The following is a 20,089-nucleotide window of genomic DNA, read 5'->3' as shown; positions in this document are numbered from 1 at the left end:
CTTTGATCACCTATAACCGATTAGCTATGGGTGCATAGTTAAAAAGCGTATTGTTTAAGGGAATGTAAGCGATTTATAATTTGATTATCGAAAATTACCAAAGCACCAAATTGCTTAGGTAATGCATAATAGCGCAAGCCATACTGAGATTCTAGTATACCAATTATTTTAAGTCTGAACAATCTTTACCTTTAAACCATTTCATATTCACAAGGAGGGGTTTCAGTTGGCTAAGGATTTACATCAGTTTTTAGAAGAATACAAGGAAAAAGAACCTACGCAAGTTATTGAAATCGATCGGGAAATAAGTTCGGAGCAAGAGGTAACCGCTATTGTTTTGGAGCTTGAAAAACAGCAAAAATATCCCATCTTGATATTCAACAATATCGTTCACCCCAATGGTCACAAAGCAAAGTTTCCATTAGTGATGAATTTGCTTGGGTCACGTCAGCGGTGCGCGGATGCCATGGGCGTTTCTTACGATAATGCGGGTACTGAATACTTCCGGCGGACACGCTTGAACAGGATCGACCCGGTTACGATTTCTAAATCTGAAGCCCCCGTTAAAGAAGTAATATATAAAGGAGATGAAGTGAATCTTTTTGACATCCCGGCGATTAAACATTTTAACTCTGACCCCGGCTCTTATATTTCAGCAGGTGAGCTGACCACAGCTGATCCGGATACAGGGATTGATAATACAAGCCTGCAAAGAGGCTGGATTGTCGGGCCCAGGGAGATCCGATGCTATTTAGCTAAACATACGCATAACATGCTGAATTTCAGAAAGTATGAAAAGATGGGTAAAAACATGCCGGTGGCCTATTGGGTGGGGCATCATCCAAGCGCTTATTTGGGAGGCCAAGCGAGATTAGGCTATCCGGAAAGCCATTACGCAGCCATGGGAGGACTAATGGGTGAGCCGCTCAGAGTCGTTCCGTCTGAAACCTTTGGGGAGGAACTGCTTGTACCCGCCGATGCGGAAATTGTAATCGAGGGATACCTTGAAGCGGGAGAACGATATCCGGAAGGTCCGTTCGGGGAATACACCGGATATACGGGACCGCAGATTCCAAATCCCAAATTCATCGTTACTGCGGTCACTCAACGAAAGAATCCGTATTGGATGAATTTTATCGTGGGTACGGCGGGAGGACAGCAATGGGGCAATTATGTTCTGGAAGGGTTAATTTATGAAATTGTAAAAAATAGCGTGCCCACCCTTCAAAAAGTACATTTACCTTTATCGGCTCAGGGGCGTTTTCATGTTTATCTACAGTTCAAAGATCCGAGGCCGGGAGATGCACGTGAAGCGATCATGCAGACGTTAACGATCGATCCGAGAATTAAACATGTATTTACTTTTGATGATGATATCGATATTCATGACGAAGCGGAATGTCTTTTTGCTTTAGCGACAAGGACCCAATGGGATCGGGATGTCATGGTGTTCCCTAACACAAGAAGTGTCGGTCTTGATCCGTCGGCGGATGAGGATTCGGTCACTACCAAAGGCGGAATCGATTGTACGATGCCGGCCGGAAGAGCCTATTCCAACCGGAATGCGATTGATAAAGAAGTGGCGGAGAGGATTAAAGCCGTGGAATACATTGATCCAAACATTTTAAATCAGGTGAAGTCAGAAAAACTGTAATACATCTCATATCGATGATCAAACGAAGGGAGATTGGTTTGGCTATGAATAAAGTGTACTGGTTGACCTGTCCTGAGTGCTATTTTAAATATTATGTCGGAAGGGAGCTTCTTGAAATCAAAAACTTTCCGACGGTATGTCCGAAATGCCATTATGAATATCTTCCCGAGCAATCCGCAACGAAAATCGAAGGTGTGAAGTAGCGCCTTTGGATATCATCATACTTTGTTTACAAAGGGGGGAACGAGATGTTGAGTAAAGCTTGGGGCAGAAGAAAAGGTGCTTTTTTTACTGCTGTATTAGGTTGTCTAATTGCAGCCTCTACAGCTTGCGGCGGACAGACGGCTGCTCCCAAAACAAACCCGAATGATCCCCAAAACACGAATGCCACCCTTTTAGGATCTACCAGTACGGACTCCGGTTGGGAGCAAATAGTAAATGAAGCGAAGAAGGAAGGAAAAGTGGTATTGTCCGGTTCACCGAGCCCGCTCTGGAAAAAATCGTTAGTGGATGCCTTTGAAGCGGAGTATCCGGGTATCAAAGTGGAATATACGGGAGCGAACAGCAGGGACTTCTGGCCTCGTGTCAAAAAAGAACAGGAGCTCGGACAATATTTGTGGGATCTGCGTGCGGGTGGAGTTAGCGGAGATGCTTACGAATCAAAAAGGGCAGGGCTCTTTGATCCTATCCGACCATTGATCCAACCGGAAAATACCAAGGATAGTGTTTGGTTTGGCGGGTTTAACGGAGCTTTTGTTGACAAAGAAGGCCAATATTTTTTAAGTTACCTTGCTTTTGCAGAACCAACCACTTTTGTAAATCGGGATTTTATATCGGAGGCTGAGTTGTCTTCATCAAGTCAGCTGTTAGATCCAAAATTTAAAGGAAAAATATCGATACAAGATTTGCGAGGCGGAGCGGGTCAAAGTTCAGCGGCGGCCCTTATGAATATGTATGGAGAAGATTTTATAGTAAATCTGTTAACCAACCAGGGCTTGGCCATAACCTCGGATAACCGCCAACAAGCTGAATGGCTCGTTAGAGGGAACTATCCTATCACCATTGGATTCAATGCTCCGGAATTGGCGCCGTTTGCTGCGCAAGGACTAGGGAAAAACATTGTTACGTTAAAAGATGACATGCCTCCGCAAGGTACAGGGTTTGGCGCATTGCAGCTTTTGAAAAATGCCCCTCACCCCAACGCTGCCAAAGTATATGTAAATTGGCTTCTGACTCATCAAGCGCAGCAGCAGCTGGTGAATGCCGTAAAATTAAATAGTCGTCGTCTGGAGGTCCAACCTGGTGATCCAACTACGGTTTTGGATATGCAAAATAAGGATAAATATTTTGTGCACTCTAGAGAAGAATATGTTGATTTAAAGCTGCGAATTATAGAATTGGCCAATAAGCTGCTGAAAAAGTAATTTCTTAGAAAAACATTTGGGCTGCATCGCACCTTTGGATGATGCCCAGAAGGGCAATAAGCTTTGATGAACAACAACCTCACCCTCCGTTTTTCACCATGCGGACCAGGGTGAGGTTTTTTGATTTAGGGAAGCTTTTTGTTGGATTGCCAAAATCAGCAAAAGAGAAAATAACGCCTTGCTCCCCTTGTTTTAATGAAAAAGATTTGGGACAATAATAAATAGGTTATTAGCTATTCGGCCGCTGAAGCAGAGGGCTGAAATTTATCGTTTTGAAAAGAGGGCAACGAATGAATAAGGAATCCATATATGGATTGACATTGGATCAACTGACAGCATGGCTTATGGAGCAAGGCCACAAAAAGTCTCGCGCGGCACAAGTCTGGGATTGGCTTTACAGGAAACGGGTAACGGACTTCTCAGAAATGATAGATGTCAATAAAGAGTGTATTCAACTATTAGAGGATCATTTTGTCATCCAAACCTTAACAGAACACATTAAGCAGGAATCTGAGGATGGAACGATCAAGTTCTTGTTCAAGTTAAGTGATGGCAATCTGATTGAAACGGTATTAATGCGACATAAATTCGGTTTATCGGTCTGTGTGACCACCCAAGTAGGCTGTAACATCGGATGCAGTTTTTGTGCAAGCGGGTTATTAGCCAAAAGTCGTGATTTATCCGGCGGCGAAATTGTGGAACAGATTATGAAGGTACAGCTTCATCTGGATCAAGCGAAGCAGGACGAAAGAGTGAGTCACGTTGTGGTGATGGGGATCGGCGAGCCATTTGATAATTTTAATAATCTGGTGAATTTCCTGACCGTGATTAAAGATCATAAAGGATTGGCTATTGGCCCGAGACATATCACCGTATCGACCAGCGGCCTTGCCGATAAAATTGTTGAATTTACCGATGCCCATTTGCAGGTGAATTTGGCGATCTCACTGCATGCGCCAAATAACGAGCTGCGAACGCGGATCATGAAAATTAATCGTGCCATTCCCATAGAACAATTAATGCAGTCGATTGATTACTATTTGGAAAAAACGAACCGCAGGATTACGCTGGAATATATTCTGCTTAAGGATGTAAACGACCGCACGGAGCATGCGCTGGAGCTGGCTGACCTGATTGCCGATAGACGACAGCTCGTGAATGTAAACTTAATTCCATACAATCCGGTGGACGAACACAGTCAATATCAGAGAAGTGAACAAGAATCGGTAAGGGCGTTTTATGACACGTTGAAAAAGCAAGGCGTTAGCTGCAGTGTCCGACTTGAACACGGGACCGATATTGATGCCGCTTGTGGACAGTTAAGAAGCAAACAAATCCAAGTAGGGTAAATAACTTGGGATAGAGTACATGCGTATCCGTTCATTTGGGTACGCATTTTTTTGCCGATAGAGCGCTATACCGAATTATCAGTAACAACCAGCTTTAACTTCAAACGAACATTGGAGCAGCGGCGAGTACTTTATGTTACAATGGGCTGTAGATCACGATGAGGAGATGACTACACATGAGCGAACAAATCAATGAGAAAGAGCTTGTAGAATACATAGCAAGCAAAACGAACGTGGACTCCAAAAAAATTATGCTAGTGTTAAAGCATGAACAGAAATTTATCAACAGTGCGAAAGAGAACACCAAGGGAGAGGTAGAAATTGATAGCGACGAGCTCGTCGATTACGTAATGAGCCAGTCCGATGTCCAATTAGATGAACTGACCGTTGAAGCGATTTTGGACGCCGAGATGGACTACTTGATGGACAAAGGCATGGCGGGTTATGAGGATTAGCCGTATCTAAGGCCGCATAACTCCTATATAAGTAAAAGCCGATTCCCAAGTGATAGAGAAAGGGGATCGGCTTTTTCGTATGTATATGGTTTCAACAGGAAAAAGCAGGTTGCCTGAGCAACCTGCTTTTGCTTAGTAGAGGATAAGACTGCTGCTTACGGCGTCAGTTCTGGCGCCTTACGGTGATGCGTGTTCTGTTCAAAAGAATAGGCTAGTTTGAGCAGTGTCGCTTCACTGAAAGCCCGGCCGAAGAAATCCACACCGACTGGCAGTCCTTCAGAAGTAAATCCTGCCGGAACGGTTACCGTTGGCCAGAAGGTAAAGGTGCTGAGCTTAAAGCCTTCACCGATCGACTGGTATTCTTTCATTTGAGTTGGATCAATTTTGACTGGCGGATTAGCTGACGTAGGAAAGATAAGTGCGTCAAGCTGGTTGTCCGCCATCATTTTCAGGACGGCATTTTGCGCATACTTCGTTCTGTAAAGCAAGATATCTTTGTACTCTACCGAATCCAACGACTCGCGGCTGTTACGCTGCTTGAGCATGCCTTCGTTGGAAGGATGGAAGTTACCGTCTTTGATGATTTCATCCAAGGAGCTGTAAGGAGCGCCTTCGCCGAGCGATTTTAAGTAGTTGTTGAAGTCGAATTTAAATTCCCAAGCGCTCAAGCTGCCGTACTTGTTGATTTCGGCAAAATTCGGAATGGTCACGTTGTCTACAATAACGGCTCCGGCTTTCTTCATATCCTCGATCGCTTGGTTCATGACCTTGTTGACTTCCGGATTCGTACCGAACACTTCGCGGACTACACCGATACGGGAGCCTTTCAGACCTTCCTTGTCTAGGTATGCTGTGTAATCAACAGGTACTTGGCCAACGCTCTTTGCTGTCGAAACGTCTTTCGGATCATATCCAACAGTTGCGTTCAGAATCAGAGCAACATCCTCTACGGAACGGGCCATCGGACCGCCTGTATCTTGCGCGTTGGCAAGCGGCGTAATGCCGTCAACACTTGAAAGTCCAACGGTTGGACGAACGCCTACGAGACTATTGAACGAAGATGGAACACGTACGGAACCTCCTGTGTCAGTCCCCAAACCTACTGCAGCAAAATTGGCTGCAATTGCTGCGCCTGTGCCGCCGCTGGAACCACCCGGTACGCGGGTGAGGTCATACGGGTTTAAGGTCTGACCGCCTAGAGAGCTGACCGTCGTATACCCGAACGCGAATTCGTGGAGATTGGACTTGGCCAGAATAATCGCACCGGCATCCTTCAGTTTTTTCACTTGGGTAGCGTCGTCAGGAGCCATAGCGTCTTCCAAGCATTTACACCCGGAAGTAGTGGGCATGTCGACTGTATCGATATTATCCTTCACGATGACCGGGATGCCGTGCAGTGGGCCTCGTGGTCCTTTCTCGGCACGTTCCTTGTCAAGCTGATTCGCTATTTCAATCGCCTGAGGATTCAACGTAAGAATAGAATTCAACGCGGGTCCTTGGTTATCATACTTTTCAATCCGGTTCAAGTATTGCTGAACAAGCTCCTTGGATGTTAGTCGGCCTGATTCCATCGCCTTCTGCATATCCGTAATGGTAGCTTCGGGAAGCGTGAAAGGCAATAAGTGACTGTACACTCGGTTGGCGAGTACGGCTGCGTCCCCGTAAGTGAGCGGTTTGCCGTATCCGAACGATTCGGACGATACGCCGTTCATCAGTCCCGCTTGTCTGACGTTCAAAATCGAAGCCGCATAAGGACTGTTAGCAGGAACATCGGTGTAAACAAATGTTTTCGCATAAGGAGTTTTAATGATTTGATTCAGCACGGAAGCGGATTTTTCACGGGTGAGCGCTCCGTCGGTTTTTGGAGCAGCAACGTCCACAGAGGTTCCGGCGGCTTTGCCTGCGGCATGAAGAGCGTCGATGAAATCTTTCTCCACTACGGAAGAATTGAGCTTGGAGGTTTCCTTGAATACCTCCGGGAGCCAGCTTTGGGCAACGGCTATCGTTACTTCGGAAGACGGGTGAGAAGCGACCTGGATCGGATTAGCTGCAGGAGCAGCATACGCGGCTACAGGAACAAGTGCCAGGGTCGCAGCGGTATAAGTCGATATAAGTGCGTACTTCAATGGTTTCATACTCTACCTCCGTTTATGTAATGTTTATTGACAAAATCCGATTATAGTAGCTTACAAAAGAAATGTAAATAAACAACCAGAAAATTTTGTCGAAATTCATAACATAATTTGTATAAGCGGCCCAAATAAGTCTAATAATCGACAAAAAAATATATTGATTGACAAAATTGATCAAATTAATGTAATTTAATAAGATTGAAATTTGATTCAAAAGACCTAAAACATAATATTTCCTAGTGATAATGGCAAACTTATCCGAAAGGTGAGGGCGCAAAGCTGCGGGTCTAATGCGAAAGCGATGACAGCCGGGTTACCAAAAGGGGTAATAAAGGACCCTGTGTGGTCCTTTTTTTTATTTTTATATTGATGGGAGGCGCATGTTATAAGTTGCCAGATCGTTCACTATCATTGGCAGCTTCATTTGCAAAATAGATATAGTTAAACAGATAAGGTGTAACCAATTCAGAGATCATAAAAATGCCGGAAATGTTGTAGATGGTTGCTTTGCATTAAATATTAACTAACATGGGGGAACAAATGTATGATGAAGATGACAGTCAAAAATCGCCTAATGATTGCTTTTCTTGCGATTTTAATCTTACCATGCTCTGCTATCGGATGGTTTTCTTACCAGGAGGCAAAGAACCAAGTAAGCCAACAAATAGAGCTAAATGCCTATCAAAGTGTTGAAGTTACGAACAATCAAATTAAAGATATCATGGCTTCAAGTCTATCTGATGTCGATTACTTGGCAACTAAACTTGGTGTAAATTCATCTTATCCAGAGATTAGACAAGAATTGGAAACCTTCTTGACAGTGAACCCTGAATTTGAAAACGTACATTTCGCAACCAATACGAAGTTGATGTTTACCTTACCTGAGCTAAAGCTACCCGCGGACTTTGACCCTACGGTACGTCCGTGGTGGATCAAAGCTGTGGGTAGTGCAGGGAAGGCAGTCGTGAACGATGCCATTGCCTCGGCGGATGGGTCGGGTAATGTAGTGGTTATTCAATCAAAAACATCCAGCGATGGCGGAGGTGTTGTAGGCGCGACTTTGAAGCTATCCAAAATGGCTGAACAAGTGAGGAATACCAAAGTTGGGCAAAAGGGCTATGTTGCTATTATGGACAAGGATCGCAAATTCGTTATACACCCGACGGGAAAGCCGGGAACGAAAAGCGAAGATCCATTTATTGAAAAGTTTTACGAAAAAGACAGCGGTATTGTTGAGTATATGTTTAATGGACACCCAAGAAAGTCTATATTTGCCACTAACCCGGAAACCGGTTGGAAAATTATTGGTGTCATTGATGTTACAGAACTTTCGAGTTCCACCCAAGGCATCCTCAATACGACCATCGCCGTCATTGCCATCGCTATTGTGATCGGTATCCTGCTTGTATTTTGGATCGTGCGCTCCATTACTAGGCCGCTTAAAGAATTGATGAGTTCTACGGGGAAAATCGCGGGTGGAGATTTGAGCGAGGAAATCGTTATACGTTCCAAGGATGAACTCGGGGAGTTATCAAACTCCGTCAATCAAATGAGGATCAACCTTCGCCATCTAATTGGGCAAGTCGGTATAAATACGGATCATGTTGCCTCAACTTCGGAACAGTTATCGGCGAGCGCAGAACAGACTAGCAGAGCGACTGAACAAATTTCAATCTCGATTCAAGAGGTCGCGTTAGGCACGGAGAAGCAAGTTTCCAGTGCAACTGAAGCAACTGAAGCAGCTGCAGAAATCTCAAGAGGAATGAATCAGGCGGCATCGTCTATTCAAAACGTTGCAGATTTAACGAGCACTGCGAGCAATAAAGCAAACACTGGAAACACAGTCGTTAGGCAAACGGTTGAGCAAATGAATTTGGTACAACAGTCGGTCAGTCAAACGGCGGGTGTGGTTAACACACTAGGCGAAAAATCCAAGGAAATTGGGCATATCGTTGAATTAATCAAACAAATTGCCAATCAAACGAACTTGTTAGCTCTAAATGCCGCGATTGAAGCTGCACGGGCTGGGGAACATGGGCGAGGGTTTGCTGTAGTAGCTGACGAAGTACGGAAATTAGCTGAGCAATCGGGTGATGCAGCGGCTCAAATTCGTGAACTCATCCAAGAGATTCAAACGGAAGCGGATAAAGCGGTTGAGTCTATGAATGATGGTACATCCATTGTCCAAGAAGGTATTAAGATGGTTCATTTAACTGGTGAAACCTTCGGAGACATTGTAAATTCAATCGAACGGTTGGCTGCCGAATCCCAAGAGGTTTCTTCTATTGTAGAACAAGTTAATGTAAGCTCGCAAAGCATGGTGGAAATGATGGAAGCTGTAGCTAATATTGCCGAACAATCCGCAGGCAATACACAGAACGTCGCTGCATCCGCAGAAGAACAAAATGCCTCTATGGAGGAGGTAGCATCTTCAGCGGAAGCTTTAAGTATGATGGCGCAAGAGCTGCAAGATGTTATAAGTAAATTCAAAGTGTAGAACAAACGGGAATAGGGGTGGGGTGATAAAGCGGTTGAAACCCGACGCACATCCCCCCAATGCCCAAACCGTTTGCAATTAAGGACCGTCCGGTGTTTTTTCTGTACGGTTTTTTGAATAAGTAAAAGCCGATTCCCAAGCATAGAGAAAGGGGATCGGCTTTTTTCTGTATGTTTATAACTCTTTCATAAGCTCCTTCAGCTCGGCGATGCTGCGAGGAGGGGGGCTTTCCACGCGAACTTTCGCGGGTAAACTCGACCAGACTTGCAGCAGCATGGGCGGTTCCAGACCGAGCGAAATCATCAAGTCCTCCTGTTTAAACACGTCGTAGGGTATGCCTTCCAGCAGGCATTTCCCATGATCCATCACCAGGATCCAGTCCGCCCAAGCATAGGCCAAATTCATATCGTGCGTAGCCATGACGACGGTGGTGCCGCTCTCATGAATCCGGTTTAATTCCTTCATGAGCTGCCGCTCGGACAAGCGGTCCAGATAAGCAGTCGGTTCATCCAGCAGGAGCAGCTCCGGCTCAAGGACCATCACTCCGGCAAGGGCAACCCGTTTTTTTTGGCCGAGGCTCAAGTGATGAATGGGTGTGTTGGCTACAAGCTCCAGACCCATGGACGCAAGCACATGTTGGGTACGCTGGGTAATGTCATGCTCGGGTATCCCGGCATTTCGTAGACCGTAGGAGATATCTTCGTACGGCGTACTGAGAATCAGCTGATGCTCCGGATCCTGAAACACAAGTCCAACCTGCTGCCGGAGCTTTTGGAGGTCACTCGGACGATAGGACATAGGAGAACCCTTCCAGCTCATCTCTCCGGCGGCAGGGCGGTGAATGCCGATCGCATGCAGGAACATGGTGGATTTGCCGGACCCGTTATGGCCGCAAATCGCGGTTTTCTTGCCTGCAGGCAAGCTCATCGTCAATCCTTGAAGCGCCTCATCCCCAGTTCCGGGGTAGCTGTAGCGTACATCGTGAGCCTCCATTAACGATTTCATATCATATCCCTCCAGCGAAGCCCCAGCTCGAATAGCAATAATAAGGTCACTCCGATACGGCTTTCCCATACATAACGCAAGGGCACGGGGCCCGCTTGATAAGGAGCCAGTTGAATATCTTGCGTAAATCCTCTTGCTATCAGACCATGCGATAGACTCTTAGACCGCTGCATCGTCTTGCCGAACAACCGGACGATCAGGATAGCCGTATCCTTCAGCCTGCGATCGAAGCCGGTCTGACCGCCGCGAGCCCTTTGAGCCGTATACATCTGCTGAGCCGTATCCGAGAGCACGAAGAGAAAGCGGTACATGATCAGCATCAATTCCAGCACCAACGACGGCACACGCAGTTTTTTCATCACCTGAAACAGATCGGACATTGAAGTGGTCAGCATGAGAAAGGTAATACAGGATAAACAAGCGATGATCCGGATGAGCAGGCCGAACGCTTGGTACATGCCTGCTTCCGTTACATAAGCCGTCCACTGTGCAAAGGTAAAGAGGGTGATCCCATTGGTGAGGGCCGTTACGGAATCGGTAGCTGAAAACTCGATGACAAGCGCCGGAAGACTGGCTGCATAGAAGAGGCAGGACGCCCCGATGAGCAGGCTGTACACTTTGACGGGGACCTGGGCATATTGGGTAGCCCATAGGAACATCCAGCCCATGATCAGGAGCTGAATGACGGGATGAGCTAAGTAAGACAGCACCAACAGAGAGGCTGCGAATCCGCTTTTCCACATCGGAGAAACGGACCGCAGCTTGTTCGTATAAGAGAGCGTATCGATCAGCTTAATCATAACGTTTTGGATTTGGAGGCTCTGCCCTTGAACCATCCGAACGCATAGCCGATGAAACCTGCGCCGATAGCAGCTTGCAGGGCAAACAGCATGCTTTCGGTTTCACCCGGAGGCTCCATCAGCGGGGAAAACCAGGGCTCATAAGCAGGCTGAATCTCGGTGATCATTTCTTCCGCAGCGCCGTCAGCTCCGCCAAATTCGCCGTTCACGAACAGGAGGGGAAGAACGGCCAATAATACAACGATGATCAAGATGAGAACGCTCATTTTACGGGTTATCATGGTGGTTAAGCCCCCTTCATTTTACTCTGCAGCAGTGACATTTCCTCAGAGCTGTTGGATTTCAGCCAGTTCCAGATCAGTACGGTGAGCAGTCCTTCGCTGATGGCCAAAGGGACTTGGGTAATCGCAAAGATACCTCCGAATTTAGCGAGCGAAGCGAGGAAGCCGCCGCTCTCTGCGGGAAATGCCAAAGATAATTGAATCGAGGTGACGACATAGGTAGACAGGTTAGCCAGCGCAGCCGCCGTAAAGATGGATAGCGTTTGTTTCCCTGTGGATCTCATCATCCCCCTGTATGCCGCATAACCGATCATGGGACCGGCGACAGCCATAGAGAACGCGTTGGCTCCAAGGGTGGTCAGACCGCCATGAGCAAGCAGCAAAGCTTGAAACAACAAGACAATGGATCCGAGCACGCTCATGGGCAGCGGACCGAACATGATGGCGCCAAGGCCCGTCCCGGTAGGATGCGAGCTGCTTCCTGTCACGGACGGAATTTTGAGTGCCGACAGGACGAGGATGAAGGCGCCAGCCACACCCAGCATGATTTTGAGTTCCGGCGTTTCCCTCGTAATTTTAATCAAGGCCCGGAGCCCGAGAATAAAGAACGGCACAAACACAGCCCACCAGAAGATCGCCCATCCCAGCGGAAGAAAGCCCTCCATAATATGCATGGCATAAGCGGATTGAGGTTCATTGACAGTCAGGTACAACGTAAATCCCAGGACTAATAGAAGCGTGCTTATTGCTTTTTTAGAGATCATACTTTACATATCCTCCTGTGTACGTAGTTATAGAACTCAAAAAACCAATCCTATTGGATTGGTCAGGGGTACGCATGAATAGACGACAAGATCCGTTAGCGGTGATCATCGTTTCATTATTCGTACACCATTCCTTTCCTCGAAGGCATTCGGGTGCGTAGATTAGGTAGGTCTCCTGGCTCTTGGATCGTTGTGTTCTCCCGTCTTCCCCAATGAATCATCGAGTGACATGCTGAGAGAAACTCCCCAAATACAGTGGCGGGACCGCTCGGGATTTGCACCCGATTCCCTGTTACCCTTTGCTAGTACAAAGGCACCTGATCTACTATGTATGTAATTCGTTTGTGGTAATTCATGCATATATGTATTCGCTATCAATCGTCAAATTCCTCTAAGTAACACGAATTTATTGAAATATAACACGAACGATAGGGTTTTGTCTATCTAAATCCTCCATCGGAATGCAAGATTTGGCCTGTAATCCACTGGGCATCATCCGTTGCTAGAAAAGTGATAAGCCGAGCCGCATCACGAGGCAATCCAACTCTCCCCAAAGGGGAGTGGCCTGCTAGCTCCTGCTGCAAATCCGGTGTCATCCAGCCTGTGTCGGTCGGTCCCGGATTTACAGCATTTACCGTGATCCCCTTGGACCCGACCTCTGCAGCAAATGTTCTTGTAAAGGCGTCTATAGCGCCTTTCGTCGTAGCATAAGAGATTTCGCCAACCATAGGACCCAAGGATTGACCGGAGGTCATGCTTATGATTCTGCCACCTGTGCCTTGACTAAACCTTCTTGCAAATTCGACGCTTAACATAGCTACGGCCCTAATGTTGATCGCATAGTGAGCATCTAACGATTCAGCAGTCATTGTATTCCAATCATCGTTTACAGAATAGCAAGCGTTATTCACCAGGATCGACGGCTTTCCCAGCTTTTCCTCAACTGTTTTTAGAATAAAAGGGATATTGTTTACATCGGAAAGATCAGCCATGATATGCTCACATTGTACGCCAAGCTGCACAATCTCATTACTAAGCTGGTCTTGTTCCTCGACATTACCGCCCCATGGCATGGTTTCATCGTAGTTAACCCAGTAGGTGAAGAAAATATCTGCTCCCTCGCTAGCCAGCGCTTTACATATTGCGGCACCTATTCCCGCGCTGCGGCTTGCTCCAGTTACGATGGCAATTCTGCCTTGTAATTTACGGGTGTTCATCGGATTCATCTCGTTTACACTTCCGTTTCCTAATAAAATATAAACTGCTGAAATGCTATGTTCTGGGTCTTTTCTTTTTCCACCACAAGAAGACGATGCCAATGAGTACCAACATAACTACGAGAGCTAGGGTGAAGCCTGAACCAGTGCTTGTCTGCACCATTGGAATCGGTTCTCCAAGTTGGTCTTCGTTAAATCCGGTGGCCAATCCCGTATTCCCGCAAAGCCTCGGCCGCAGTTTCCCGTCCTCCATCCCGGCAAACACAACGTACTCGTCTCCTGTCTTAAATTCCGTCCAACCGTTCTGGTTTAAGGTAAGCTTACCGCTTGGGTCACCCTTCCAAGCCTTAGCGACTTCAAAATGAAGTTTATCTCTGTTTTGCGAAACTACGGTTCCTTTAAACACCATTTGGGAAAATTCCATTTCTTCTTGGGGAGCGCGCGGCGGAGCACAAGACAGGGCAAATGCCGATTGCGAAGTAATAAAACTGAAGCATAAGAGGATTATCAAGATGAGACTTGCTTTTTTCATACGATCAACCCCAGACCTATGAATTGGTTAGCTTACCTTATAACGTAACGCTGAGGGTGAATGTTGCACAAGAGAAAAGCCGCTTAAACCCTGTTTACTTCAACATACAGGTACTAGAAGAAAATAGTACTATTTCAACATGTGAAAACCCTTTAAAATATTTATAAGGAAGAAAATGTTAGGGATGATCTTATGATGGTAATGACGGATCGTATAACGATGTTAAAAAAGCATGAAAATGATTGCTACAGCATCTGTCTGTATTTATTACAAAGTGAGAAGCTGGCTTGCGAAGCAGCAAAAAAAGCACTTTATAATTTGAGTATATGCGATTCATTTTTTGCTGCCAATCCCCAAACCGTGAGTGAACTGCTGCGTAAGGAATCGATGAGATCAGCCCTCCAAATGAAGAAGGAGCAATCCGATTTGCTGCCGCTGTAATCAATGGAGCAACATTTGCGAAAAGAGGTTATCCAAGGATGGTGGATAGCCTATTTGAGTGTGGATATCTATTTATCGTTACGAGAGCAAGAGTTTGATCAATAGGAGGGATGGAATGGACACATGTCAAACGGAAGATTGGATACTTAGATCACTTTCTCGCGGATCGATTTAGGCGGCTAGGAATTCCTTTGTACATAGGCTTGTTCATGGTGATGCCGCTGCTGATGTATGCTTACTAGTCGCCCAAGACGAAAAAGATGCTTACATAGAGTTCCCAGAAGGATAAAATGGCTTCAACATATGCCTCATTTGGTTGGAATGATTTGGTTAGTACTGGGGGTAATTCTGGCTATGCTGATGTACAGTGATGTCATGACCTTCAGATCACCGGGAGGATGGAACGCTGAAAGCTTGGTTAATTCCATCTATGAGACCTTCATGTGCACCGGCGTATGTATTGGACTCGTCTATCTGTTTCAACGTTTCTCCCAACAATCAACCTCTTTGCTCAAACAACTTTCCGCTAACAGCTACGCGGCATATTTTATTCATGTTCTGGTGGTGGTCCTGCAGTATGCTGTGGAATCTGTGGAGATTGGCGCTTATGTCCGTTTTGGCTTTGTCACATTGGTTTGATTAAAATTGGAAAGAGGGATTGATATGGCTCATTCATTAGATGCTCTAAAAAAAGACTTGATACGATCTTCACAACGCGGCTATCCGATTTTAGTCTCCGGCGCGATTTTTATGCTATTCCTGACCATTGCACCGGCTTTGTTTCCGAAGGAAACGGTTCCCCTGATTTGGCTTATCGGAATGGGCTCCATCTTCCCGCTTGGTTTAGCCATTGCCAAAATATTGGGCGTGACCATCATAACCAAAGACAATCCATTAGGAACGCTCGGCGGCGTGATGGCAGGAGTGCAGGGTTTTTATATTCCGGTTTATATTATGATTTATCAATTCTCACCGGAATGGATTCCTTTTGCAGTCGGACTTCTTGGCGGCTCGCATTTTCTTGTATATGTATGGATATATAATAGTAAAGCCTATCTGTTTTTAACGCTGGGTTCGACTCTGGCCTCCATGGTTCTAGGCGGTATGTTCTTATCTCAAGCCTATACGCTGGTGCCTCTTGCACTTTTCGTTATTTATTGTGTGACTGTATTCTGGCTCTTGCACGAAAATAAAAAAGATGGTCCAGGTTGTTCGCAAACAGGGGCCTAACATGTCTATAACCGCGAACTAGAGAAGCATTATACGTTGTGAATTGGGACCAGCGCGGGAGCGGGAAATCGTATAGTCCGCTTATTCCTTCCGACTCGATGACTGTCGATCAACTCATTTCGGATGCGCATGATCTCACTCAGCATTTACTCAGGGTATTAGGCAAACATAAGCTGTATATCATGGGTCATTCGATGGGGGCCCTGCTTGGTATGCTGTATGTCCATAGATATCCAAAATTTGTAAAATCATATGTTGGCGTCAATCAGCCGGTCAACCGGAAAGCCGAAGAAGAGATGTCGTATGCCTTTATCATGCAAATGACGAAGGACAAAGGTTTGGTGAAGGCTGTTCAAGACCTCGAACGGATCGGCAGCCCTGAGGGAAGCTACCGTTCGCTGGATGATTTGGTTGTCCAGAGAACTTGGCTTACCAAACTCGGGGGAGGCGATTAAAAGCCCCGAGGAAAAAAATGATCATTTTCGAACAATCCGGACATTTCACTTGCTTTGAAGAACCGAAGCGATTCAATGAGCTGATGATTCAAATGCTTGAGGAAGAGCTGAATTGATGGGCTGCAGCTAAAAAATATTTATGCGAAGGCAGGTTGATTAGCCGTCAGTATTCCAGTGCTAGGGAAGCTTTCAGATCGTTTCGGTCGGAAACACAACACACCTTCATGTTTGGTATTGTTATGTTCGCCGGGGGTTCCATCTTTGCTGTTGTGGCACCCGATTTTACGGTTTTTCTGATCGGCAGAGCCGCTCAAGGCAAACAATCGCATTTTAATCTGGAGACGCCGTTCGATGCCAGTCTTTACTCGATCATGGGAATTACGATTGTTATCGTCACAGTTACGGCCATTATCCTTTTGATTTATCTCCTGGTAACTCGGCTGAATCTTGCCCCGCATCTTGCGTTAGCCCTGCGAATGGGGTTGTTCATCTCGATTATCGGTTCGGTCATTGGAGGATACATGGCGGGAAATAATCGGCATACGGTGGGGGGGCAAGACGGAGGCGAAGGATTATTTTTTCTGAACTGGAGCACGCTTTTGGGAGATTTACGCGTCCCGCATTTTTTCGGATTGCATGCCCTGCAGTTGATTCCATTAATCACGTATCTTGTGACCTTGCGGGTAAAGAGTCCGTCGCGAAAGCTGTGGATCTCTTGGATTGTTTCTCTTCTTTATTTGGGTTTTGTAGGCTTTTCATTCATTCAAGCGGCACAAGGGCAGCCATTCATCGGAAAATAAACCAAAATGTTGAGTAGGTGAACACATTGATCCAGCAAATAACGATAACGGGTATGTTCATACAACTGCTCATATCTGTTTTGATCCCCATTGCACTGATTATTTTTGTGAAGAAGAAAAATTCCTTTCGGTGGAAATCATTCTTTGTAGGTGCAGCTGTATTCATCATTTTTGTGCAAATTCTTGAAAAGATTCCACACCTCATCATGATTGATTCCACGGGTACATCGCTGAAATGGACAGCTAATCCATACCTGTTTGCATTATATGGCGGATTAGCGGCAGGGATATTTGAAGAGCTGGGACGTTATTTGGGCTATCGATGGCTGCTTAGAAAACATGAGCTGCAGCGTAAAGACGGATTGTCCTATGGGCTCGGTCACGGCGGTATTGAAGCCGTTCTTATCGGGGGTGGTCTTGCTATAAGCTCTATGGTTATGGCATTTGCCATTAACGCAGGCACCTTCGAACAATTAGTAGGGCATAAAGCACCAGCCGAACAAGTGGCCCAATTCAAGGAACAGTTGATGAATCGGGACTTCTGGTATTATGTGCTTGGGGGTGTGGAACGATCCTTCGCCTTATTCATACAAATCGGACTGAGTTTATTGGTTCTTCTGGGTGTCATACATAATCAATTTAAATATGTCGTCTTATCCATTGCCGTTCATGCATTGATTAATTTTTTCGCGGCTTTGTTCCAAGCTGGGGTCATACACAACGTTTGGTTGGTAGAAGCGATTTTCTTCATTGCAGCTGTGATCGCCATTGGTTTTATTAAGAAGTCCAAGAAGCTTCTCCACTGAAGGACAGGATAAGGCGTTAATAGGGTCAATGACAGGACTCATCACGGGCACCGCCCTTGGAATCGATCGGAGGTTCTCAATCAACTACATACAGGGATCCAGAGCATGCAAAATAATCGATGCAAATGCAAAACAGGGTAAGTACCTCCGCCTGTGCGGGTACCGAATCATCCCGTGAGAAAATGGGCTGTTCCATTGTCTGCAAAGATAACGGAAGCAGCCTATTTTCGTGGTTACGACTGATTGCGGTTGACTTCAGATACATCCACAATATCACGTACCTTCTGCTCTTCGTTACCGTAAAAAGCATCGTCCATCGCCTCGTTGGCTTGTACTGTATTTGCAGCCGATTTCCCTTCTTCTGATTGTGCGTGAAGCCAATCTAATTCCTTTTCCTTGTTATGATCCATTATGATTTGCCTCCTGCCTAGATTTGAGTTGTTCCTTAGTAGGATGTACTGGAACTTTTTACAATATGCTTTTGTTTAAATTCTAAGATTGGGAGAGGGCCTGCGATCATGATTATACGAACAGATTGGAGCGGGATGCAGAGAGAAATAGGAGAAATTAACTACGTGACAGAAGAATATGTTGGAATGTGTAGAATAGTATACCGTCGCACAACTATGCAAACTTAAAGGAGAGAGTACATGCAGGAGGGCAAGTTAACTAAAAAGAATTTACTTATCGGGATATCCGTAGCGGCAATCCTCACTTTGTCAGTTTTAGCTTACACGGGCGATTGAAGAACGCAAGCGTACAGAAAGAAATCAATGAGTCTCTTAAAGCCATTGTCATTCCGGAGCAAAGCGGCAGCGAGATGGAGGAGATGTTCGAGTACGAGTATACCGCTGATTATGATGTGAAGTATTTTGAAGGCAGCATTCTAAACATTATGTTTAACACCTATACCTACACCGGTGGAGCTCATGGGATGCCTTATAAATTTTCTTATATCGTTAATGTGGAAACTGGCCAAACGTATCAATTATCCGACTTGTTTGACAAGAGCAGCAATTATACGGAGCAAGTGAGCCAGATGATTATGGGTATGGATGCTGTTCATTCGGAAGAACCTTTGGATTCGTTCGAAAGCATCGCGGATGATGAGGGCTTCTATTTGGAGGATAACAGCATCGTCGTTTATTTCGAGCCTTATCAATACAAATCGTATGCTTCGGGTTTTCCCGATTACCGGATTACTTATGATGAACTGGATAGAGTAATCAATAAAGAAGGCGGTCTTTGGAAGGCTATGGGTAGGTAAAGCTCGCCCGAACTAAAAACAGCACTGTACCCGGTCGAGGGCTGCAGTGCTGTTTTTGTTCGCCGGAGTCGGATTATTATGTAAACAATGCCGCTATCTGCTCAATACTGTCGCATATGGCATCCGGCGCTTCACTTCTAGCGGGCAAAGGCTGAAAGCGCGCGTCTCCCTGGCGGACCCAGATTGCGCTCATGCCCAGACGCTTGGCGGGAATGACATCGTTATCCAATCTGTCGCCGATCATGACCGCGTGCTCCGGCCGGCACTGTGCCTGATCCAACGCCATGAGGAAAAATTGGGGATCGGGCTTCGCCATCCCCGCCTCGGCGGAAGCGCAGCAAACGGAGATATAAGGGGAGAAGCCGTAGGCCTCGAGTCTGGTGGGCGTGCCAGGACCTTGATTGGCGATGATGCCGATACGGTACCGACGCGATAAGGTTTGCAAGAGGGCCAAAGATGAGGGGAAGGGGCGCTCCATGTGTTTATGGTAAGTCATGCCTTTCTTGATCTTTGCTCGATGCTCCTCGGAGGGAATCCATGCCTCCATCACGCTCCACATCGGATGTTCGGCGTAATGCCGGTAGGCTTCCTGAAGGGCGGCCTGAACCTGCTCGGAACGGTATTTATAGCCCAAAAGCTCGGCCTGCTCGGTAAATTGACGGATACTATCAGATATGGGAGCCGATTCGTCGATCAGCGTTTCGCCAAGATCAAAAAAGATCCATTCGATGTGATCCTTTATCATGATCAGACCTCCTGTATTTTAACGGAGTATCACATAAATCTGTTCTCTCTGTCAAGAAAATGAAAAATAATTCGGTATTTATTGTCTATCGGTTTAGTCGTTATGCCGACAGGTTTATTTCATAATCAAATAAAGCAAAGCTGGAGTCCCTACCTTTATGTCTTACTCGGATGGATACCTAAGGTGGAAAATCTGATTTGGGACACTTGATATTTTTAGGAGCTAATAATATATA

At 46.0% G+C, this 20,089-nt stretch carries 23 protein-coding genes and 2 riboswitches; of the genes, 14 read left to right on the top strand and 9 right to left on the bottom strand.

What is annotated here, in order from left to right; genetic code table 11:
• Positions 1–226 precede the first annotated feature (226 nt).
• The 5 genes from JOE45_RS10825 (at position 227) to JOE45_RS10810 (ending at position 4,882) form a co-directional block, all read left to right on the top strand.
• On the top strand, positions 227–1,654 hold the full coding sequence (locus tag JOE45_RS10825; RefSeq protein WP_210020188.1) for a UbiD family decarboxylase: 1,428 nt from the start codon (positions 227–229) through the stop codon (positions 1,652–1,654).
• 14 nt (positions 1,655–1,668) lie between these two features.
• Entirely contained in the window at positions 1,669–1,857 is a 189-nt protein-coding gene (locus JOE45_RS24185; protein WP_461479588.1) for a cysteine-rich KTR domain-containing protein, read from the top strand.
• A 45-nt stretch (positions 1,858–1,902) separates the two neighbouring features.
• Positions 1,903–3,078 carry an ABC transporter substrate-binding protein gene (locus JOE45_RS10820; RefSeq protein ID WP_210020189.1) on the top strand — a complete coding sequence of 392 codons (1,176 nt, stop codon included), beginning with the start codon at positions 1,903–1,905 and terminating at the stop codon, positions 3,076–3,078.
• A 290-nt stretch (positions 3,079–3,368) separates the two neighbouring features.
• Positions 3,369–4,427 (top strand): dual-specificity RNA methyltransferase RlmN, encoded by a 1,059-nt coding sequence (gene rlmN, locus JOE45_RS10815; RefSeq protein WP_210020190.1) that lies wholly within the window; start codon positions 3,369–3,371, stop codon positions 4,425–4,427.
• 176 nt (positions 4,428–4,603) lie between these two features.
• Positions 4,604–4,882 carry a hypothetical protein gene (locus tag JOE45_RS10810; protein WP_210020191.1) on the top strand — a complete coding sequence of 93 codons (279 nt, stop codon included), beginning with the start codon at positions 4,604–4,606 and terminating at the stop codon, positions 4,880–4,882.
• Positions 4,883–5,037: 155 nt separating this feature from the next.
• Here the strand turns inward: JOE45_RS10810 and JOE45_RS10805 are convergent, their stop codons facing one another.
• Complete coding sequence (locus JOE45_RS10805) at positions 5,038–7,017, bottom strand: amidase family protein (RefSeq protein ID WP_245246864.1); 1,980 nt, start codon at positions 7,015–7,017, stop codon at positions 5,038–5,040.
• A 234-nt stretch (positions 7,018–7,251) separates the two neighbouring features.
• Positions 7,252–7,335, top strand: a riboswitch (cyclic di-GMP riboswitch).
• A gap of 223 nt (positions 7,336–7,558) precedes the next feature.
• Between JOE45_RS10805 and JOE45_RS10800 the strand changes: the two genes are divergently transcribed.
• Positions 7,559–9,511: a methyl-accepting chemotaxis protein gene (locus tag JOE45_RS10800; RefSeq protein ID WP_210020192.1), complete on the top strand. Its 1,953-nt coding sequence runs from the start codon at positions 7,559–7,561 to the stop codon at positions 9,509–9,511.
• 174 nt (positions 9,512–9,685) lie between these two features.
• Here JOE45_RS10800 and JOE45_RS10795 read toward each other — a convergent pair whose 3' ends face one another.
• The 6 genes from JOE45_RS10795 to JOE45_RS10770 all read right to left on the bottom strand — a co-directional run bounded on the left by JOE45_RS10795 (position 9,686) and on the right by JOE45_RS10770 (position 14,110).
• The gene (locus JOE45_RS10795) at positions 9,686–10,516 is read right to left on the bottom strand and encodes an energy-coupling factor ABC transporter ATP-binding protein (RefSeq protein WP_210020193.1); all 831 of its coding nucleotides are present in this window, start codon (positions 10,514–10,516) and stop codon (positions 9,686–9,688) included.
• Positions 10,513–11,352 carry a cobalt ECF transporter T component CbiQ gene (cbiQ, locus tag JOE45_RS10790; RefSeq protein ID WP_245246862.1) on the bottom strand — a complete coding sequence of 280 codons (840 nt, stop codon included), beginning with the start codon at positions 11,350–11,352 and terminating at the stop codon, positions 10,513–10,515. The genes JOE45_RS10795 and cbiQ overlap by 4 nt, the downstream gene beginning before the upstream one ends.
• Complete coding sequence (locus JOE45_RS10785) at positions 11,313–11,597, bottom strand: energy-coupling factor ABC transporter substrate-binding protein (RefSeq protein ID WP_210020194.1); 285 nt, start codon at positions 11,595–11,597, stop codon at positions 11,313–11,315. The genes cbiQ and JOE45_RS10785 overlap by 40 nt, the downstream gene beginning before the upstream one ends.
• Before the next feature lie 5 nt (positions 11,598–11,602).
• Positions 11,603–12,361 carry an energy-coupling factor ABC transporter permease gene (locus JOE45_RS10780; RefSeq protein WP_210020195.1) on the bottom strand — a complete coding sequence of 253 codons (759 nt, stop codon included), beginning with the start codon at positions 12,359–12,361 and terminating at the stop codon, positions 11,603–11,605.
• A gap of 148 nt (positions 12,362–12,509) precedes the next feature.
• Positions 12,510–12,697, bottom strand: a riboswitch (cobalamin riboswitch).
• 104 nt (positions 12,698–12,801) lie between these two features.
• On the bottom strand, positions 12,802–13,587 hold the full coding sequence (locus JOE45_RS10775; RefSeq protein ID WP_461479587.1) for an SDR family oxidoreductase: 786 nt from the start codon (positions 13,585–13,587) through the stop codon (positions 12,802–12,804).
• A gap of 46 nt (positions 13,588–13,633) precedes the next feature.
• Entirely contained in the window at positions 13,634–14,110 is a 477-nt protein-coding gene (locus JOE45_RS10770; protein WP_210020197.1) for a hypothetical protein, read from the bottom strand.
• 192 nt (positions 14,111–14,302) lie between these two features.
• Between JOE45_RS10770 and JOE45_RS10765 the strand changes: the two genes are divergently transcribed.
• From JOE45_RS10765 to JOE45_RS10740, 7 genes are all read left to right on the top strand, one after another.
• Positions 14,303–14,551, top strand: a complete 249-nt coding sequence (locus tag JOE45_RS10765; protein WP_210020198.1) for a hypothetical protein — start codon at positions 14,303–14,305, stop codon at positions 14,549–14,551.
• Between the two features lie 110 nt (positions 14,552–14,661).
• Complete coding sequence (locus JOE45_RS23845) at positions 14,662–14,793, top strand: hypothetical protein (protein WP_280873787.1); 132 nt, start codon at positions 14,662–14,664, stop codon at positions 14,791–14,793.
• 112 nt (positions 14,794–14,905) lie between these two features.
• On the top strand, positions 14,906–15,190 hold the full coding sequence (locus JOE45_RS10760; protein WP_210020199.1) for a hypothetical protein: 285 nt from the start codon (positions 14,906–14,908) through the stop codon (positions 15,188–15,190).
• A 6-nt stretch (positions 15,191–15,196) separates the two neighbouring features.
• Entirely contained in the window at positions 15,197–15,781 is a 585-nt protein-coding gene (locus JOE45_RS10755; RefSeq protein ID WP_245246859.1) for a DUF7010 family protein, read from the top strand.
• Between the two features lie 38 nt (positions 15,782–15,819).
• Entirely contained in the window at positions 15,820–16,236 is a 417-nt protein-coding gene (locus JOE45_RS10750) for an alpha/beta fold hydrolase (protein WP_210020200.1), read from the top strand.
• A 224-nt stretch (positions 16,237–16,460) separates the two neighbouring features.
• Positions 16,461–17,036, top strand: coding sequence for a hypothetical protein (locus JOE45_RS10745; protein ID WP_210020201.1), 576 nt, complete (start codon positions 16,461–16,463; stop codon positions 17,034–17,036).
• A 26-nt stretch (positions 17,037–17,062) separates the two neighbouring features.
• Positions 17,063–17,842, top strand: coding sequence for a YhfC family intramembrane metalloprotease (locus JOE45_RS10740; protein ID WP_210020202.1), 780 nt, complete (start codon positions 17,063–17,065; stop codon positions 17,840–17,842).
• Between the two features lie 233 nt (positions 17,843–18,075).
• On the opposite strand, the gene JOE45_RS10735 is transcribed toward JOE45_RS10740, so the two are convergent.
• A complete protein-coding gene (locus JOE45_RS10735) occupies positions 18,076–18,252 on the bottom strand; it encodes a hypothetical protein (protein ID WP_210020203.1) in 177 nt (58 codons plus the stop codon).
• A gap of 332 nt (positions 18,253–18,584) precedes the next feature.
• Here JOE45_RS10735 and JOE45_RS10730 point away from each other — a divergent pair, with 332 nt between their 5' ends.
• The gene (locus tag JOE45_RS10730) at positions 18,585–19,109 is read left to right on the top strand and encodes a DUF3298 and DUF4163 domain-containing protein (protein WP_210020204.1); all 525 of its coding nucleotides are present in this window, start codon (positions 18,585–18,587) and stop codon (positions 19,107–19,109) included.
• A 76-nt stretch (positions 19,110–19,185) separates the two neighbouring features.
• Here JOE45_RS10730 and JOE45_RS10725 read toward each other — a convergent pair whose 3' ends face one another.
• Positions 19,186–19,854, bottom strand: coding sequence for an HAD family hydrolase (locus JOE45_RS10725; protein ID WP_210020205.1), 669 nt, complete (start codon positions 19,852–19,854; stop codon positions 19,186–19,188).
• Positions 19,855–20,089: the final 235 nt, after the last annotated feature.

This window comes from Paenibacillus sp. PvR098 (assembly GCF_017833255.1).
In the GTDB taxonomy this organism is placed as follows: Bacteria; Bacillota; Bacilli; order Paenibacillales; family NBRC-103111; genus Paenibacillus_G.
Note: the sequence above shows the minus strand (reverse complement) of the source record. Positions and strands in the feature narration are given on the sequence as shown.

Bases quoted from the DNA above. Each gene is read 5' to 3' on its own strand.
- JOE45_RS10770 (WP_210020197.1), bottom strand. From the start codon at position 14,110: ATGAAAAAAGCAAGTCTCATCTTGATAATCCTCTTATGCTTCAGTTTT.
- JOE45_RS23845 (WP_280873787.1), top strand. From the start codon at position 14,662: ATGGAATGGACACATGTCAAACGGAAGATTGGATACTTAGATCACTTT.
- JOE45_RS10820 (WP_210020189.1), top strand. From the start codon at position 1,903: ATGTTGAGTAAAGCTTGGGGCAGAAGAAAAGGTGCTTTTTTTACTGCT.
- JOE45_RS10785 (WP_210020194.1), bottom strand. From the start codon at position 11,597: ATGATAACCCGTAAAATGAGCGTTCTCATCTTGATCATCGTTGTATTA.
- JOE45_RS10745 (WP_210020201.1), top strand. From the start codon at position 16,461: ATGTTTGGTATTGTTATGTTCGCCGGGGGTTCCATCTTTGCTGTTGTG.
- JOE45_RS10810 (WP_210020191.1), top strand. From the start codon at position 4,604: ATGAGCGAACAAATCAATGAGAAAGAGCTTGTAGAATACATAGCAAGC.
- JOE45_RS10775 (WP_461479587.1), bottom strand. From the start codon at position 13,587: ATGAATCCGATGAACACCCGTAAATTACAAGGCAGAATTGCCATCGTA.
- JOE45_RS10760 (WP_210020199.1), top strand. From the start codon at position 14,906: ATGCTGATGTACAGTGATGTCATGACCTTCAGATCACCGGGAGGATGG.
- JOE45_RS10735 (WP_210020203.1), bottom strand. From the start codon at position 18,252: ATGGATCATAACAAGGAAAAGGAATTAGATTGGCTTCACGCACAATCA.
- JOE45_RS10765 (WP_210020198.1), top strand. From the start codon at position 14,303: ATGATGGTAATGACGGATCGTATAACGATGTTAAAAAAGCATGAAAAT.
- JOE45_RS10725 (WP_210020205.1), bottom strand. From the start codon at position 19,854: ATGATAAAGGATCACATCGAATGGATCTTTTTTGATCTTGGCGAAACG.
- rlmN (WP_210020190.1), top strand. From the start codon at position 3,369: ATGAATAAGGAATCCATATATGGATTGACATTGGATCAACTGACAGCA.
- JOE45_RS10795 (WP_210020193.1), bottom strand. From the start codon at position 10,516: ATGAAATCGTTAATGGAGGCTCACGATGTACGCTACAGCTACCCCGGA.
- JOE45_RS10805 (WP_245246864.1), bottom strand. From the start codon at position 7,017: ATGAAACCATTGAAGTACGCACTTATATCGACTTATACCGCTGCGACC.
- JOE45_RS10780 (WP_210020195.1), bottom strand. From the start codon at position 12,361: ATGATCTCTAAAAAAGCAATAAGCACGCTTCTATTAGTCCTGGGATTT.
- JOE45_RS10800 (WP_210020192.1), top strand. From the start codon at position 7,559: ATGATGAAGATGACAGTCAAAAATCGCCTAATGATTGCTTTTCTTGCG.
- cbiQ (WP_245246862.1), bottom strand. From the start codon at position 11,352: ATGGTTCAAGGGCAGAGCCTCCAAATCCAAAACGTTATGATTAAGCTG.
- JOE45_RS24185 (WP_461479588.1), top strand. From the start codon at position 1,669: ATGATCAAACGAAGGGAGATTGGTTTGGCTATGAATAAAGTGTACTGG.